13 protein-coding genes are annotated in these 15,917 nt (G+C 69.2%); 4 read left to right on the top strand and 9 right to left on the bottom strand.

Annotation, left to right across the window (positions count from 1 at the left end; translation table 11 throughout):
• Positions 1-7: 7 nt before the first annotated feature.
• The 8 genes from AC0KUR_RS34395 to AC0KUR_RS34360 form a co-directional block, all read right to left on the bottom strand.
• Positions 8-370, bottom strand: coding sequence for a DUF3022 domain-containing protein (locus AC0KUR_RS34395; RefSeq protein ID WP_034186832.1), 363 nt, complete (start codon positions 368-370; stop codon positions 8-10).
• A 12-nt stretch (positions 371-382) separates the two neighbouring features.
• The gene (locus AC0KUR_RS34390; RefSeq protein WP_034186831.1) at positions 383-1,171 is read right to left on the bottom strand and encodes a YhfC family intramembrane metalloprotease; all 789 of its coding nucleotides are present in this window, start codon (positions 1,169-1,171) and stop codon (positions 383-385) included.
• Positions 1,172-1,225: 54 nt separating this feature from the next.
• Complete coding sequence (locus tag AC0KUR_RS34385) at positions 1,226-2,269, bottom strand: LacI family DNA-binding transcriptional regulator (RefSeq protein ID WP_034186830.1); 1,044 nt, start codon at positions 2,267-2,269, stop codon at positions 1,226-1,228.
• Positions 2,270-2,601: 332 nt separating this feature from the next.
• The gene (locus tag AC0KUR_RS34380; RefSeq protein WP_034186829.1) at positions 2,602-3,567 is read right to left on the bottom strand and encodes an NAD(P)-dependent oxidoreductase; all 966 of its coding nucleotides are present in this window, start codon (positions 3,565-3,567) and stop codon (positions 2,602-2,604) included.
• A 3-nt stretch (positions 3,568-3,570) separates the two neighbouring features.
• Positions 3,571-4,851, bottom strand: a complete 1,281-nt coding sequence (locus AC0KUR_RS34375; protein WP_034186828.1) for an MFS transporter — start codon at positions 4,849-4,851, stop codon at positions 3,571-3,573.
• A gap of 115 nt (positions 4,852-4,966) precedes the next feature.
• Entirely contained in the window at positions 4,967-5,959 is a 993-nt protein-coding gene (locus AC0KUR_RS34370) for a sugar kinase (RefSeq protein WP_034186827.1), read from the bottom strand.
• A 28-nt stretch (positions 5,960-5,987) separates the two neighbouring features.
• Positions 5,988-6,752, bottom strand: a complete 765-nt coding sequence (locus AC0KUR_RS34365) for a sugar phosphate isomerase/epimerase family protein (protein ID WP_059557635.1) — start codon at positions 6,750-6,752, stop codon at positions 5,988-5,990.
• A 172-nt stretch (positions 6,753-6,924) separates the two neighbouring features.
• Positions 6,925-7,818 (bottom strand): LysR family transcriptional regulator, encoded by an 894-nt coding sequence (locus AC0KUR_RS34360; protein ID WP_049030239.1) that lies wholly within the window; start codon positions 7,816-7,818, stop codon positions 6,925-6,927.
• Between the two features lie 112 nt (positions 7,819-7,930).
• Between AC0KUR_RS34360 and AC0KUR_RS34355 the strand changes: the two genes are divergently transcribed.
• Together AC0KUR_RS34355 and AC0KUR_RS34350 are read left to right on the top strand one after the other, a co-directional pair.
• The gene (locus AC0KUR_RS34355; RefSeq protein ID WP_473377130.1) at positions 7,931-8,998 is read left to right on the top strand and encodes a YeiH family protein; all 1,068 of its coding nucleotides are present in this window, start codon (positions 7,931-7,933) and stop codon (positions 8,996-8,998) included.
• Positions 8,999-9,101: 103 nt separating this feature from the next.
• Positions 9,102-10,835 carry a ClcB-like voltage-gated chloride channel protein gene (locus tag AC0KUR_RS34350; protein ID WP_197423870.1) on the top strand — a complete coding sequence of 578 codons (1,734 nt, stop codon included), beginning with the start codon at positions 9,102-9,104 and terminating at the stop codon, positions 10,833-10,835.
• A gap of 27 nt (positions 10,836-10,862) precedes the next feature.
• Here AC0KUR_RS34350 and AC0KUR_RS34345 read toward each other — a convergent pair whose 3' ends face one another.
• A complete protein-coding gene (locus tag AC0KUR_RS34345; protein ID WP_034186822.1) occupies positions 10,863-11,483 on the bottom strand; it encodes a TetR/AcrR family transcriptional regulator in 621 nt (206 codons plus the stop codon).
• Between the two features lie 177 nt (positions 11,484-11,660).
• Here AC0KUR_RS34345 and AC0KUR_RS34340 point away from each other — a divergent pair, with 177 nt between their 5' ends.
• A complete protein-coding gene (locus AC0KUR_RS34340) occupies positions 11,661-12,770 on the top strand; it encodes an efflux RND transporter periplasmic adaptor subunit (RefSeq protein WP_473377129.1) in 1,110 nt (369 codons plus the stop codon).
• Positions 12,767-15,916: an efflux RND transporter permease subunit gene (locus tag AC0KUR_RS34335; protein ID WP_473377128.1), complete on the top strand. Its 3,150-nt coding sequence runs from the start codon at positions 12,767-12,769 to the stop codon at positions 15,914-15,916. The genes AC0KUR_RS34340 and AC0KUR_RS34335 overlap by 4 nt, the downstream gene beginning before the upstream one ends.
• Position 15,917 lies beyond the last annotated feature (1 nt).

Below are 15,917 nucleotides of genomic sequence, written 5' to 3'. Positions count from 1 at the left end.
CACCCGCTCACGCAAAGTCCTCGTCGAGCTCGAGTTCCGCGTTGCGCTCGACGGCCTCGCCGGCCGCATGCCGCTCCTCGAGCGAGCCGAGCATCGCTTCCGTGTACGCATGCAGCACCGCATGGCTGCGCGCACGCTGCATCGGCTTGAGTGCAAGATAGCGCGCGAACGCCGCCGGCACGATGCGGATATCGAGCGTCATCCGCTTCGGCGTCGCGCCGAAACGCATCGCGAGCCAGTGCACGGACAGGAAGCGCCCGCGCGCATCGCTGCTTTCGGCAAAGCGCGTCTGCTCCGGAAAGAGATCGCAGATCACGCGCGCGAGCGCGTCGAATTCCGCGCTCTGGCATTCGATCAGATAGTCATCCATTACGCTCCCCCGTCAGGCTGCCGTTCGCGACGGCCGGCACGTCTTCACCAGCACGGCGACCAGGACCGCGCCCAGCACGAAATACGCGGCCTCGACCCACGCGGCCGGCAGCACGCGCACCTGGTACAGCAGCGTCGGCACGGCCGCGAGCGCATGCAGCACGATCGCGAGCGGCAACACGCCCGCGCGGCCGGCGCGCACGCCGCGCCAGACCAGCACCGACAGCGCGAGCTGCACCGCGAACGCCGCGCAGCGTTCGAGCAGCAACAACAGGATCGACTGCGCCGACAGCGTCGCGAGCATCATGTGCAGCCGCACCACGGTGTCGACCGGCAGGTCGGATAACTGCGTCTCGAGCTGGCCGCGGCTCGCGAGCCACGCGAGATACGACCACTGGCCCCACACGAGCACGCCGACGAACCATGCTTCGGCGCCGGCATGACCGATCCCGTAGCCGATCCCGCGGCCGTCGCCGGCCGACTCGCCGTAGCGGCGGTTCAGGAAACGCATCCCGAGATAGCGGCCGGCTTCCTCGAATACGGCCGTCGCGAGCGCGCTGTACGCGACGAACGCGAGCGGCTGCGTCAGCCAGCCGTCCTCCGGCGTGCGGCTCAGCACGAGCCCGTGAAACGCGCGCTCGGCGATCATCGCAAACAGCGTGAAGACGGCGACGCCGACGATCGTGTCGCGGCGATTGAGCGCAAGCGGCTTGCGCAGGATGCGGAAGAGGACGAGCGGCAGCAGCGCGATGATCAGCGTGGCGGCGATCAGCAGCGCCAGCGTGACGGGAGCGACAGTCATGTATTTCCTTGTTCGGGGCAGCGCACCTGACGCGCTGCGTGCCCCGCATGATACTCAGCTTGTGGTCGACGCGCGCGCACACAGCTCGCCGGGCAGCATCGCGACGCGTACGTCGCCCGCCGCGCCGTCGATCCGCTCGTGCACGAATTCGACGGCCTTGTAGCCGATTTCGTAGGTCGGCTGACGAATCGTCGTGATGCCGATCAGCTCGGCCCATTCCGGATCGTCGATCGACAGCAGCGCCGCCTTCTGCTGCCACGCGGCGCCGAAACGCGCACGCAGGTGGCGCGCGATCGCGAGCGCGACCGGCGCGTTCGCGGCGAACAGCGCCGCACGCACGCCGCGCCGCGCGGCGGCGTCGATGCGGGTGTCGATGTCGGCCAGCGCCGCGGCGGCCGCGTCGGGCGCGTTCAGGTCGAGCACGACCGTCGGCGGCACCGGCAGCCCGCGCGCGTCGAGCGCCGCGCGGAATGCCGCCTCGCGCACGCGCCGCGAGCTGACGCGCTCGAACGGCTGCACGACGAAATGGATCGCGTCGAAGCCGTGTTCGACCAGGTGCGCGAGCGCCATCTCGATCGCGTCGGCGTTGTCGAGGCCGATCAGGTCGGCCTCGAAGCCCTCGACCGTCCGGTCGACGAGCACGGCCGGGATCCCCGCGCCGCGCAACGGGCGCAGCACGTCCTCCTCCGCGCCGAGCGCGTTGACGATCAGCCCTTCGACCCGGTAGGTCGTGAGCAGCTGCAGGAAGCGCCGCTCCATCTCGACCTCGTTCGCCGCGTGACAGATGAGCGGCATGTAGCCGAGCGCATGGCACGCGGCCTCGACGCCCTGCAGCACTTCGACGGTGTAGGGATTGGTCAGGTCGGCCGCGAGCATGCCGAGCAGCCGGTTGCGGCCGCGCTTGAGCCCGCGCGCCATCTGGTTCGGCCGGTAGTTGAGCCGCGCGATCGCCGACTCGATCCGCTGGCGCAGATCGACGGACAGCACGTGGGTTTCGCCGTTCAGGTAGCGCGACACGCTGGTCTTGCCCGTGCCGGCCTCGCGCGCGACGTCGCTGATCGTCGCCGGACGCGTCGTGGAAGGTTGCGAATCGGTCACTGTCGTGCCTCGCGACGTACGATCCGCGCCGCTTCGTGAGCAGACGGACCTTTGTTGTTGGAAACGTAAGCCACCCGGCGGACTCCCCTGTCTGAGCGCTTCTGCGCCTGCGCCGGCCCCGTGTTTCGCGGTCGACCAGCGCCCGCCAGTCGCGTGCATCGGCAATCGGCCGCCCGGACCTGGCGCGGATCCCCGCCGCGCGACGCCACCGGCAGTGTAGCCGGCGCGTCGATGCAACGAGAGCGGGCGATCATAACGCAGCCGGCCCGCCCGCACCAAGACCCTCGACTCTAACCGTGCCCGCGCCGTCCCGGCCGGGTGCCGGCGGCGGCTCAGGCGTGCGCGAGCGCGTCCGGATTGACGAGATTCGTGCGCAGCGTGCCGGCCAGCGCGCCGACCAGGTTTTCCGCGGCGCAGCGCGCCATCGCGTGGCGCGTCTCGTGCGTCGCCGAGCCGATATGCGGCAGCGCGACGACGTTCTTCATCCGCAGCAGCGGCGAATCCGCCGGCAGCGGCTCCTGCTCGAACACGTCGAGCCCCGCCCCGCGGATCGTGCCCGCGCGCAGCGCGTCGATCAGCGCGGCCTCGTCGACGACGGGCCCGCGCGACGCGTTGATCAGGATCGCGCCGCGCTTCATCTTCGCGAATTCGGGTGCGCCGATCAGGTGGCGCGTCTCCGGCGACAGCGGCACCTGCACGCACACGAAATCCGACTGGGCGAGCAACGCGTCGAGCGTCACGCGCCGTGCGCCGTACTGCGTCTCGGCTTCCGCATGCGCGGAGCGGTTCGCGTACAGCACCTGCATCCGGAAGCCGAGCGCCGCGCGGCGCGCGACCGCGCCGCCGATCCGGCCGAGCCCGACGATGCCGAGCGTCTTGCCCTGCACGTCGGTCCCGTACAGGTCGGGGCCGATGCTGCGATGCCAATGCCCGGCCTTGACCCACTCGGCCAGTTCGACCACGCGCCGCGCGGACGCCAGGATCAGCGAGAACACCGTATCGGCGGTCGACTCGGTCAGCACGTCGGGCGTATGCGCGAGCACGATGCCGCGGCGCGTGAGATCGGCGACGTCGAAGTTGTCGTAGCCGACCGAGATCGTCGACCACGCCTTCAGTCGCGGGGCGTGATCGAGCATCTGCGGCGTGACCTTCAGGCTCGCGCCGATCGCGCCGTCCGCGTCGCCAAGTGCGGCGGCAAGCGCATCGGCGCCATCGGCCTGCACGACGTCCGCATGCTCGCGCAGGTACGCGAGGACGTCATCGGGCAGCGGCTTGTACGCGACGATACGGGGCTTCATGTTTCATTTTCCTTGCAGCGGCGCGGCGAGCGGATGCGCATCGCGCGCCTGGGGTTTGACGGACAGCGTGAGGATCACCGCGGCGACGAGCGCGGCGCTCATGAACGCATACGATGCGACGGGCGACCCGGTCGCACCGTTCAGGTAGCCGACGAAGTACGAGCCGACGAACGAGCCGAGCGCGCCCATGCTGTTGATCAGCGCCATCGCGCCGCCGGCGACGTTCTTCGGCAGCAGTTCCGGCACGATCGCGAAGAACGGGCCGTACGGCGCATACATCGCCGCACCCGCGACGACCAGGAGCGCATACGAGATCCAGAAATGCGACGAGCCGAGCGCGTACGACGCGGCGAACGCGGCCGCGCCGATCAGCAGGAACGGCCACACGAAGCCGCGGCGCGAGCCGACCTTGTCGGAGGCCCACGAGGCGGCGAGCATCGCGATCGTCGCCGCCAGATACGGCAGCGCGGACAGCCAGCCGGTCGCGACCATCCCGAGCTCGGAACCGTTCTTGACGATCGACGGCAGCCACAGCACGAAGCCGTACACGCCGATGCTCCAGCAGAAATACTGCGCGCACAGCTTGATCACGGCCGGCGAGCGGAATGCCTCGCCGTAGTTGCGCACGGGCTTGATCGCCGCCTGCTCGGCCGCGAGCGCGGCGTCGAGGTCACGCTTTTCCTGTGCCGAGAGCCACGGCGAATCGGCCGGCTTGTCCTGCACGAGGAACCACCAGCACACGGCCCAGATGACGGCCGGCACGCCTTCGGCGATGAACATGTGGCGCCAGCCGAATTCATGCACGAGATAACCCGACACGATCGACATCCACAGCACCGTGACCGGGTTGCCGAGGATCAGGAACGTGTTCGCGCGCGAGCGCTCGTTCTTCGTGAACCAGTTGCTGATGTAGATCAGCATCGCCGGCATCACGGCCGCTTCGACGACACCGAGCACGAAGCGGATCGCCATCAGCGACGGGATGTTGCTGACCACGCCCGTGAGCGCCGCGCAGGCGCCCCACAGGATCAGGCTGACGAACACGAGCTTCTTCACGCTGCGGCGCTCCGCATAGATCGCGCCGGGGATCTGGAAGAAGAAGTAGCCGAGGAAGAACAGCGCGCCGATCAGCGACGACAGGCCCTTGCTGACCCCGAGGTCCTGGTTGATGCCGGCCGCCGCCGCGAACCCGTAGTTCGCGCGGTCGAGGTAAGCGAGGCTGTACGTGATGAACACGATCGGCATGATCGTCCACCAGCGTCGGGTTGCAAGATTGGCTGCCATGAGCGTGTCTCCGTATGTCGACCGGACTGGGTGCCTGGGCACCCGTCGGCCTGGAACAAAACTGCGTGTGCGTCGCACACGAAATGGATCCGCGGATTGTGCCGTGTCCGGCCTCTCATTGCGCGGTGACGGTTTCCTCTAAGCGATCGGTGCGATTGCTGACATTTTCGAGCCGGTCGAGGGCTTCACGCGTCGGCAACCCTTCCGAATCGCCGATCACCTGGATGGCGAGCGCGCCGATCCGGTTGCCGCGCGCGACGGCCTGCTCGACGCTGCGGCCTTCCAGCAACGCGCTGACCACGCCGACCGCGAAACCGTCGCCGGCGCCGACCGTGTCGACCACCCGTTCGACGCGCTCGCCCACGACCGTGCCCTCGCGGCCGTCGGCCGTGCGGAAATACGCGCCTTCGGCGCCGAGCTTGATCACGACGCCGCGCGCACCCTGCGCGAGATAGAAGCCCGCGATGTCGGCCGGCGTGTCGTGCCCGGTGAGCTGCTGCCCTTCGGCGAGGCCCGGCAGCACCCAGTCGGCGAGCGTCGCGAGCGCATTCAGCGTTTTCGCCATCACGTCGGCGGACGGCCACAGCGTCGGGCGCAGGTTCGGGTCGAACGAGATCGTCTTGCCGGCCGCGCGCATTTCGCGCGCCAGCTGGAACGCCAGCTCGCACGAGGTCGCGGAGATCGCCGGCGCGACGCCCGTCAGGTGCAGGTGGCGCGCGCCGAGCACGTAGTCGGCCACGTAGTCGTCGCACGACAGATGGCTCGCGGCCGAGCCCTTGCGGAAATATTCGACGGTCGGATCGCTGCCGTCGTCGTTGCGCGACTTCAGCTGGAAACCGGTCGGGTAACGCGGATCGACCGTCACGCACGACGCGTCGATGCCTTCGCGCGCCAGCGTGTCGAGCACGTAGCCGCCGAACGAATCGCGGCCCACGCGGCTCATCCAGCCGACCCGGAAACCGAGCCGCGACAGGCCGATCGCGACGTTCAGGTCGGCGCCCGCGATCCGCTTCGTGAATTGCCCCGCCTGCGCGAGATGGCCGGGCTCGGCCGCGACGAACATCGCCATCGCTTCGCCGTAGGTCACGACATCGAGTGCTGCTTTCATGAATGAACTCCTCGGGATGCGGGTGCGGTCACGCGGCCGCGAGCCATGCGACCCGGCGACATGCATCGCCCGCCGGATCGGCCGCGTCGAACGGAAACTCGATGCCGCGCGGCGCGTGCGGCGGCAGCGCCGCGAGCACGCCGGTCACGAGCGCGTCGTCCGGTGCCGGCGCGACCGCGAAACGGCGCGCGCCCTCGCCTTCGACGGCCTTGCAGTGAATGTATTCGACATGCGGTGCGAGCACCTGCGCGCAATCGAGCGGCGCTTCGCCCGGCCACTGCCAGTTGCCGATGTCGAACGTCATCCCGAGCGCATCGCGCACGCCAGCCGCGGCCAGCGCGTCGAACAGCCCGCGGAACTGCATGAGCGCCCCGCCGACCGGAAGCTGGCCGTTCTCGACCACCACACGCGCCTTGGCGCCGCGCGACAGCGCGACGATGTCGGCCGCGTGCGCGTCGCCGGCGAAACCGCCGAGCTGGAATTTCACGAAGCGCGCGCCGAGCGCGTCGGCTTCCGCGAGCGCGTCGTGCAACGCATCGGCGTCGAGCGCACCCGTTTCCGTGTACAGCGTGGCCGGCGTCGAGTACACCGACCACAGCCCGTGGCCGGCGATCTGGGCGCCGAGCGCGGTCAGCGCGCCGGGCGTCGCATCGTCGTCCGACGCGAACAGTTCGCGCCGCACCTCGAAGCCGGTCGCGCCGGATGCCGCGACGGTCGCGATGAATGCACTGTGGCCCTCCTGGCGCACCCGGTCCATCCCGAATGCGCTCGCCACGATCACGATGTCTGCCATTTTGCCCTTTTTTACCGGAATGGAACCGGTTCCATTTGCTTGAGACGGATGGTGCGCCTCGCGCCGGAGCCACGCCATAGAGGAAATCCCTAAGGCCGGACGGGACGCAAACGCCTGCCCGCCGGCGCGCAACGCGTGTTCCCGCGCGGGCCCGGCAAGCGGTTTCGGCGCCTCAGGCGAGGTCCTGCGCGAGGCTCATGTCGAGGAATTGCGCGGCCACGCGCGACGGCGCGCCGCCGTGCGGCACGAGAATGGAGAAATGCCGGGTGAGCGGCGCCGGCGCGAGCGAGCGCAGCACGAGCGCCGCATCCGGGTGACGCAGCGACATCGCGGACACGAAGCCGACGCCCATCCCCGCGCGCACGGCCTCCTTCACGGCCTCGACCCCGGCGATCTCGAACGCGACGCGCATCGGCGCGCCGCCGTGCGCGAACGCGCGCTCGACGAGTTGCCGCACGGCGGACCCTTCCTCGCGCAACACGAGCGGGTGCGCGGCGAGCGCATCGAGCGTCACCCCCGCGTCGTAGCGTGATGCGGCCAGCGGATGGCCGGCCGGCACGATCGCGACGATCTCGTCCTCGTGCCACGCATGGACGGCCGTACCGGGCGGCAGCGCCTCGCCGGGCGGCCCCTCGATCAGCGCGATGTCGAGCGACGGCAGCGCGGCCACGACGTCGGCCGTATTGCCGCTCATCGTCTGGATGGTCACGCGCGGCGCAAGCGGCTGGAACGCCGCGATCAGGTACGGCAGCAGGTAGCTCGCGGGCGTCGTGCTCGCGCCGATGCGCAGCGTGCCGGCCTCGAGCCCGCGCACCGCGTCGCGAAACGCACGCGCCTGCGCGAACGTGTCGCGTTGCGCCTTCGCGTACTGCGCGAGCTGCTCGCCGACCGGCGTGAGGCGAATGCCACGGCCGTCGCGCTGGTACAGCGGCTCGCCGAATTCGTCCTGCAGCAGCCGCAACTGGCCCGACACGGCCGGCTGCGACAGATGCAGCGCCACGGCGGCGCGGCTGATGTTCAGGTGTTCGGCGACGGCGGCGAACGTTATCAGTTGATCCGGGGTCATGGGGACGAATTATCGGCTTTCCGGATAGTTTACGTCACAAATCACAATTTTTCATATCGATATAACAAAATTAGGATTACAGCATCGCCACACGCTCCATCACGGTGCTCTCATGTCCACTGCTCCGACTCCCCCTCTCAGCCATGCCGCGCCGTCGATGCGCGGCCAGTTGAACGGCGTGCTGTTCGTCGCGCTGTTCGCCGCCGCCGTCACGAGCCTGTCCGAGTTTCCCGCGATCGCGGGGCTCGGCCTGTCGCCGCTGATCGTCGGCATCGTCGCCGGCGCGCTGTACGGCAATGCGCTGCGCGACGGCATGCCGGCCAGCTGGGCCGCCGGCGTGAACTTCTCCGCGCGCAAGCTGCTGCGCATCGCGGTCGCGTTCTTCGGGTTGCGCGTGAGCCTGCAGGAAATCGCGCAGGTCGGCCTGCCGGGCCTCGCGGTATCGGTGCTGGTCGTCGTCAGCACGCTCGCGATCGGCACCTGGGCCGGCATGAAGCTGATGAAGCTCGACCGCGACGCCGCGCTGCTGACCGCCGCCGGCAGCGCGATCTGCGGCGCGGCCGCCGTGCTCGCGTTCGAATCGACGCTGCAGTCGAAGCCGCACCAGAGCGCGATGGCCGTGGGCAGCGTCGTGCTGTTCGGCACGCTGTCGATGTTCCTGTACCCGGTCGCGTATCACGCCGGGCTGCTGAACCTCGATCCGGCCGGCCTCGGCCTGTTCTTCGGCGGCACGATCCACGAAGTCGCGCAGGTGGTCGGGGCGGCCAGCGACATCAGCCCGGAGGTCGCACACGTCGCGACGATCGTGAAGATGACGCGCGTGATGCTGCTGGTCCCCGTGCTGCTGGTGCTCGGCTGGTGGCTCGCCCGCTCGGCGCGGGCAACGGCCGGCGGCGCGCACGGCAAGCGCAAGGTGGCGGTACCCTGGTTCGCGCTCGGCTTCCTCGGCTTCGTGATCGTCAATTCGCTGAACGTGCTGCCGACCGACGTCACGCATACGCTGAACGTGCTCGACACCTTCGCGCTGACGATGGCGATGACCGCGCTCGGCATCGAGACCCGCGTCGCGCAGATCCGCGCCGCCGGCCCGCGTGCGCTGATGACCGGCCTGATCCTGTACGTGTGGCTGCTCGTCGGCGGCTACGGGATCACCTGGGCCGTGCAGCACTGGCTTGGCTGAATTGCCCGCCCGTGACACTTCGCGCGCCGCGCCCGACGGGACCGTCCCGCCGGCGCGGCGCGGTGCTATGCTTCGCGTCGTTTTCCATCGCCCTCTTTCAGCCGTGCTCTCGTTCCTGCTGAAGCTGCGTACTCGCGCCCAAAAGCTGTTCCGCCTGTCGGACGCCCACACGATGCTGATCTGGTCGGCCATCGTCGGCGTCGGCGGCGCCTTCGCCACGATGGCGTTCCGCGAAGGCATCGACCTGATGCAGCGCCTGATCTCGGGGCACAGCGGCAGCTTCGTGCTGATGGCCAAAAGCCTGCCGTGGTACGTCCGGTTCTGGATGCCGGCGGCGGGCGGCTTCCTCGCCGGCTGCGTGCTGCTGCTCGCGACGCGCGGCGACAGGCAAGCCGCCAAGACCGACTACATGGAATCCGTCGCGCTCGGCAACGGCGTCGTACCGGTACGGCAGAGCCTGTGGCGCAGCGTGTCGTCGCTGCTGACGATCGGCACCGGCGGCTCGATCGGCCGCGAGGGCCCGATGGTGCAGCTCGCGGCGCTCGCCGCGTCGCTCGTCGGCCGCTTCGCGCACTTCGACCCGCCGCGCCTGCGCCTGCTGGTCGCCTGCGGGGCCGCCGCCGGCATCACGTCCGCCTACAACGCGCCGATCGCGGGCGCGTTCTTCGTGTCGGAAATCGTGCTCGGCACGATCGCGATGGAGAGCTTCGGACCGATGGTGGTCGCGTCGGTCGTCGCGAACATCGTGATGCGCGAATTCGCCGGTTACCGGCCGCCGTACGAGATGCCGGTGTTTCCGGCCGTCACGGGCCCCGAGGTCCTGCCGTTCGTCGTGCTCGGCGCGCTGTGCGGCGTGCTCGCGCCGCAGTTCCTGCACCTGCTCGACGCGTCGAAGCACCAGTTCAAGCGGCTGCCCGTGCCGCTGCCCGTGCGGCTCGCGCTCGGCGGCCTCGTCGTCGGCGTGATCTCGGTGTGGATTCCGGACGTCTGGGGCAACGGCTACAGCGTCGTGAACCACATCCTCCATGCGCCGTGGACCTGGCAGGCGCTCGTCGCGGTGCTCGTGTTCAAGGTGATCGCGACGGCCGCGACGGCCGGCTCGGGCGCGATCGGCGGCGTGTTCACGCCGACGCTGTTCGTCGGCGCGGTATTCGGCTCGCTGTTCGGGCTCGCGATGGACGCGCTGTGGCCCGGCCATACGTCGGCCTATTTCGCGTATGCGATCGTCGGGATGGGGGCGTTCATGGCGGGCGCCACGCAGGCGCCGCTGATGGCGATCCTGATGATCTTCGAGATGACGCTGAGCTACCAGGTCGTGCTGCCGCTGCTGGTGTCGTGCGTGTTCGCGTACTTCGTCGCGCGCGCGACGGGCACGACGTCGATGTACGAGATCACGCAGCACCACTACCAGGATGCACAGGAGCGGCAGCGGCTGCGCACCACGCAGATGCGCGAGCTGATCCAGCCCGCGCAGACGGTCGTCCCGCTCACCGCGAGCGTCGCCGACATGACGCGCGTGTTTCTCGAATACCCGGTGAAGTACCTTTACGTGACCGACGACGCGGGACGCTTTCGCGGCGCGGTCGCGCTGAAGGACATCACGTCGGACCTGCTCGACAAGCGCGACACGGCCGACAAGACGGCCGCGCACTACGCGCACACGCCGTTTCCGCTGCTCACCCCCGACATGCCGCTCGCGACCGCGCTCGAACGCTTCATGGCGTTCCAGGGCGAACGGCTGCCGGTCATCGAAAGCGAAGCCGAACCGACGCTCGCGGGGGTCGTCTACAAGACCTCGCTGCTCGACGCCTACCGCCGGATGACCGGCGAGCGCTGACGCGCGCAGCCGGCCCAACCGCGTCGGTCAGTCCGGCGTGCGCCCCAGCACGACCCGCGCGAAGAACCCCGCCAGCACCGATTCGGCCACGTCGGCCGACACGTGCTGCGGATCGGCCGTGTAGTACGACTGCACGCCGTCGCACAGGCACATCAACCCGAACGCGAGCGTGTCCGCCGGCAGCAGCAGCGGCGTGCCGGACCGTTCGGCGAAGCGCTCGATGAACTCGGCCATCTGCACGCGCTTGCCGTGCAGGAACTGGTTGAAGCGCACGCGGAACTTCGCGTCGCGCGCGGCCTGCAGCTTCGCCTCGCCCCACAGCAGCGAATACTCGTCGTCGCGAAACAGCGTGCGGTAATACGCGAGCGACATCGATTCCATCTGCTCGCGCGATCCGCCGCCTTCGAAAATCGCCTCGAAATCGGCCCGCACCTCCGCGTGGTTGCGTTCCAGCAATTCCAGCAGCAGGTCGGACTTGCTGCGGAAGTTCGAATAGAACGCGCCGCGCGTATAGCCGGCCGCCGCCGCGACGTCCTCGACGCTCGCGGCCACATAACCTTTCTTCAGAAAAATGCGATGCGCGGCTTTCAGCAGACGTTCGCGCGTCTGGTCCCTGCTCTGCTCGCGAGTTAAGCGCTGTGGTTTCATGGCGCGCAGTCTAGCACCATTCCCCTTTCAGATTCATCTTTGCATTCAGATACAGGTGTGTATTAGAATTCGCCACAGTTTTCGAAAGTGCTGTCCGCGCGCCCGTGCCGGCGCCGTTTGGGGCAAGCGCTCGCGCGCTTGCCGGCTTCGTTCCGCTCTACCTCACCTGGGGGTTTCGTGAATCGCTCCGGTTCCCGCGCCACGCTGCTGATCGGCGCCGCGCTTGTCCTTGCCGCCTGTCATCCGAAAGAATCCGCACCGCCGGCCCGGCGCCCCGTCGTCGCGTTGCCCGCGCGGGCCGACACCGCGGCGGCGGCCCGCTCGCTGCCCGGCGACATCCAGCCGCGCTACGCGACCCCGCTGTCGTTCCGCATCGCCGGCAAGATCATCGAGCGCAAGGTGCGCCTCGGCGACACGGTCAAGGTCGGCCAGGTCGTCGCGCTGCTCGATCCGTCCGATGTCGAGAAAAACGCCGCGAGCGCACAGGCGCAACTCGACGCCGCGACGCACAGCCTCGCGTTCGCGAAGCAGCAGCTCGACCGCGATCGCGCGCAGGCGCAGGAACACCTGATCGCGACCGCGCAGCTCGAACAGACCCAGAACAGCTACACGTCGGCGCTCGCGCAGCGCGACCAGGCGCAGCAGCAGCTCGCGCTCGCGAAGAACCAGCTTCGGTATGCGACGCTCGTCGCCGATCATGCGGGCTACATCACCGCCGAACAAGCCGATACCGGCCAGAACGTGTCGGCCGGCCAGCCCGTCTACCAGCTCGCGTGGTCGGGCGACGTCGACGTCGTCAGCGACGTGCCCGAGGCCGCGCTCGCGTCGCTCGCGCCCGGCCATGCGGCGACCGTCACGCTGCCGTCGCTGCCGGGGCGCCAGTTCGCCGCGAAGGTGCGCGAAATCGCGCCGGCCGCCGATCCGCAAAGCCGCACCTATCGCGTAAGGCTCACGCTCGCCGCACCCGACCCGGCGATCCGGCTCGGCATGACCGCGAACGTCGCACTCGACGGCGCGCCGGCCGCCGGCGACGCGCAGCCGGTCACGCTGCCCGCGACCGCGCTGTTCCACGACGGCACGCAGCCGGCCGTCTGGGTCGTGCGCGCGAAGGACGACACGCTCGAATTGCGCCGCGTCGACGTCGCCCGCTTCAACGAGCGCACGGTGACGGTGTCGCACGGACTGCAGCCGGGCGAGCGCGTCGTGCTGCAGGGCGTGCATACGGTCAGCGCGGGCGAGAAGGTGCGCCCGGTCGCCCCGCTGCATCCGGAGGACTTCGCATCGTGAGCACCCCGCACGAAGAAGGCCGCTTCAACCTGTCGGCGTGGGCACTGCGCCACCAGGCGCTCGTCGTCTACCTGATCGCGCTCGCGACGCTCGCGGGCATCCTCGCCTACACGCGCCTCGCGCAATCCGAAGACCCGCCGTTCACGTTCCGCGTGATGGTGATCCGCACGTTCTGGCCCGGCGCGAGTGCGCGGCAGGTGCAGGAACAGGTGACCGACCGGATCGGCCGCAAGCTGCAGGAGACGCCGGCCATCGACTTCCTGCGCAGCTATTCGCGCCCCGGCGAATCGCTGATCTTCTTCACGATGAAGGATTCGGCGCCCGTGAAGGACGTGCCCGAGACCTGGTACCAGATCCGCAAGAAAGTGGGCGACATCGGCTATACGCTGCCGCCCGGCGTGCAGGGCCCGTTCTTCAACGACGAGTTCGGCGACGTCTACACCAACATCTGGACGCTCGAGGGCGACGGCTTCACGCCCGCGCAACTGCACGACTACGCGGATCAGCTGCGCACCGTGCTGCTGCGCGTGCCGGGCGTCGGCAAGGTCGACTATTTCGGCGATCCCGACCAGCGGATCTTCATCGAGGTGAACAACGCGCAGCTCACGCGCCTCGGCATCTCGCCGCAGCAGCTCGGGCAGGCCATCAACGCGCAGAACGACATCTCGTCCACCGGCGTGCTGACCACCGCCGACGATCGCGTGTTCGTGCGGCCGAGCGGCCAGTTCGACAACGTCGACGCGATCGCCGATACGGTGATCCGCATCAACGGCCGCACGTTCCGGCTCGGCGATCTCGCGACGGTGAAGCGCGGCTACGACGACCCGGCCGTCACGCAGATGCGCGCGAACGGCAAGGCCGTGCTCGGCATCGGCGTGACGATGCAGCCGGGCGGCGACGTGATCCGGCTCGGCAAGGCGCTCGACGCGGAATCGAAGGACCTCCAGGCGCAACTGCCGGCCGGCCTGAAGCTGACCGAAGTGTCGAGCATGCCGCACGCGGTGTCGCATTCGGTCGACGACTTCCTCGAAGCCGTCGCCGAAGCCGTCGCGATCGTGCTGGTCGTGAGTCTCGTGTCGCTCGGCCTGCGCACCGGGATGGTCGTCGTGATCTCGATTCCGGTCGTGCTCGCGGTCACCGCCCTCTTCATGTACCTGTTCGACATCGGGCTGCACAAGGTGTCGCTCGGCACGCTCGTGCTCGCGCTCGGGCTGCTCGTCGACGACGCGATCATCGCGGTCGAAATGATGGCCGTGAAGCTCGAACAGGGCTACAGCCGCGCACGCGCCGCCGCGTTCGCGTACACGAGCACCGCGTTCCCGATGCTGACGGGCACGCTCGTGACCGTGTCGGGCTTCCTGCCGATCGCGCTCGCGAAATCGAGCACCGGCGAATACACGCGCTCGATCTTCGAGGTGTCCGCGATCGCGCTGATCGCGTCGTGGTTCGCCGCCGTCGTGCTGATCCCGCTGCTCGGTTACCACCTGCTGCCCGAGCGCAAGCGCCAGGCGCACGAGGCGCACCTGCCCGACGATCACGAACACGACATCTACGACACGCGCTTCTACCGCCGGCTGCGCGGCTGGATCGCGTGGTGCATCGAACGGCGCTTCGTCGTGCTGCTGATCACCGGCGCGCTGTTCGTCGTGTCGCTGATGGGCTTCTCGCTGGTGCCGCAGCAGTTCTTCCCGAGCTCCGACCGGCCCGAGCTGCTGGTCGACCTGCGGTTGCCCGAAGGCGCGTCGTTCGCGGCGACGCTGCGCGAAACCGAACGCCTCGAGAAGGCGATCGACAAGCGCCCCGAGATCGACCATTCGGTGAACTTCGTCGGCAGCGGCGCGCCGCGTTTCTACCTGCCGCTCGACCAACAGCTGCAACTGCCGAACTTCGCGCAGTTCGTGATCACCGCGAAATCGGTCGAGGATCGCGAAAAACTCGCGACCTGGCTCGAAACCACGCTGCGCGACCGCTTCCCGGCCGTGCGCTGGCGCCTGTCGCGGCTCGAGAACGGCCCGCCGGTCGGCTATCCGGTGCAGTTCCGCGTGAGCGGCGACAGCATCGCGACGGTGCGTTCGATCGCCGAGAAGGTCGCGGCGACGATGCGCGGCGACGCGCGCACGGTCAACGTGCAGTTCGACTGGGACGAGCCGGCCGAGCGCTCGGTGCGCTTCGAGATCGACCAGAAAAAGGCGCGCGAGCTGAACGTCACGTCGCAGGACGTATCGAGCTTCCTCGCGATGACGCTGTCCGGCACGACCGTCACGCAGTATCGCGAGCGCGACAAGCTGATCGCGGTCGACCTGCGGGCGCCGAAGGCCGATCGCGTCGATCCGGCGAAGCTCTCGGGCCTCGCACTGCCGACACCGAACGGCCCCGTGCCGCTCGGCTCGCTCGGCCGCTTCACGCCGACGCTCGAATACGGCGTCGTGTGGGAGCGCGACCGCCAGCCGACCCTCACCGTGCAGTCGGACGTGCGCGCCGGTGCCCAGGGCATCGACGTCACGCATGCGGTCGACGCGAAGCTGAATGCGCTGCGCGCGCAGTTGCCGGTCGGCTATCAGATCAACATCGGCGGCTCGGTCGAGGAAAGCGCGAAGGCGCAGGCGTCGATCAACGCGCAGATGCCGCTGATGGCGATCGCGGTGTTCACGCTGCTGATGATCCAGCTGCAGAGCTTCTCGCGCGTGCTGATGGTGGTGCTGACCGCGCCGCTCGGGCTGATCGGCGTGGTCGCGACGCTGCTGCTGTTCGGCCAGCCGTTCGGCTTCGTCGCGATGCTCGGCGTGATCGCGATGTTCGGGATCATCATGCGCAACTCGGTGATCCTCGTCGACCAGATCGAGCAGGACATCGCGGTGGGCCACGGCCGCATCGACGCGATCATCGGCGCGACCGTGCGGCGGTTCCGCCCGATCACGCTGACGGCCGCGGCCGCCGTGCTCGCGCTGATCCCGCTGCTGCGCTCGAACTTCTTCGGGCCGATGGCGACCGCGCTGATGGGCGGCATCACGAGCGCGACCGTGCTGACGCTGTTCTACCTGCCCGCGCTGTACGCGACGTGGTTCCGCGTGAAGCGCGACGAACGCGACCCGCAGGACGGCCCGCCGCCAGGCGGCAGCGCATCGGCCGCGCCGTCGGGAGCCTGAC

This window comes from Burkholderia sp. YHN3-13, assembly GCF_055810675.1.
This window is presented reverse-complemented; position numbering and strand designations above follow the sequence as displayed.

Bases quoted from the DNA above. Each gene is read 5' to 3' on its own strand.
- AC0KUR_RS34360 (WP_049030239.1), bottom strand. From the start codon at position 7,818: ATGACCCCGGATCAACTGATAACGTTCGCCGCCGTCGCCGAACACCTG.
- AC0KUR_RS34345 (WP_034186822.1), bottom strand. From the start codon at position 11,483: ATGAAACCACAGCGCTTAACTCGCGAGCAGAGCAGGGACCAGACGCGC.
- AC0KUR_RS34380 (WP_034186829.1), bottom strand. From the start codon at position 3,567: ATGAAGCCCCGTATCGTCGCGTACAAGCCGCTGCCCGATGACGTCCTC.
- AC0KUR_RS34365 (WP_059557635.1), bottom strand. From the start codon at position 6,752: ATGGCAGACATCGTGATCGTGGCGAGCGCATTCGGGATGGACCGGGTG.
- AC0KUR_RS34355 (WP_473377130.1), top strand. From the start codon at position 7,931: ATGTCCACTGCTCCGACTCCCCCTCTCAGCCATGCCGCGCCGTCGATG.
- AC0KUR_RS34395 (WP_034186832.1), bottom strand. From the start codon at position 370: ATGGATGACTATCTGATCGAATGCCAGAGCGCGGAATTCGACGCGCTC.
- AC0KUR_RS34375 (WP_034186828.1), bottom strand. From the start codon at position 4,851: ATGGCAGCCAATCTTGCAACCCGACGCTGGTGGACGATCATGCCGATC.
- AC0KUR_RS34370 (WP_034186827.1), bottom strand. From the start codon at position 5,959: ATGAAAGCAGCACTCGATGTCGTGACCTACGGCGAAGCGATGGCGATG.
- AC0KUR_RS34390 (WP_034186831.1), bottom strand. From the start codon at position 1,171: ATGACTGTCGCTCCCGTCACGCTGGCGCTGCTGATCGCCGCCACGCTG.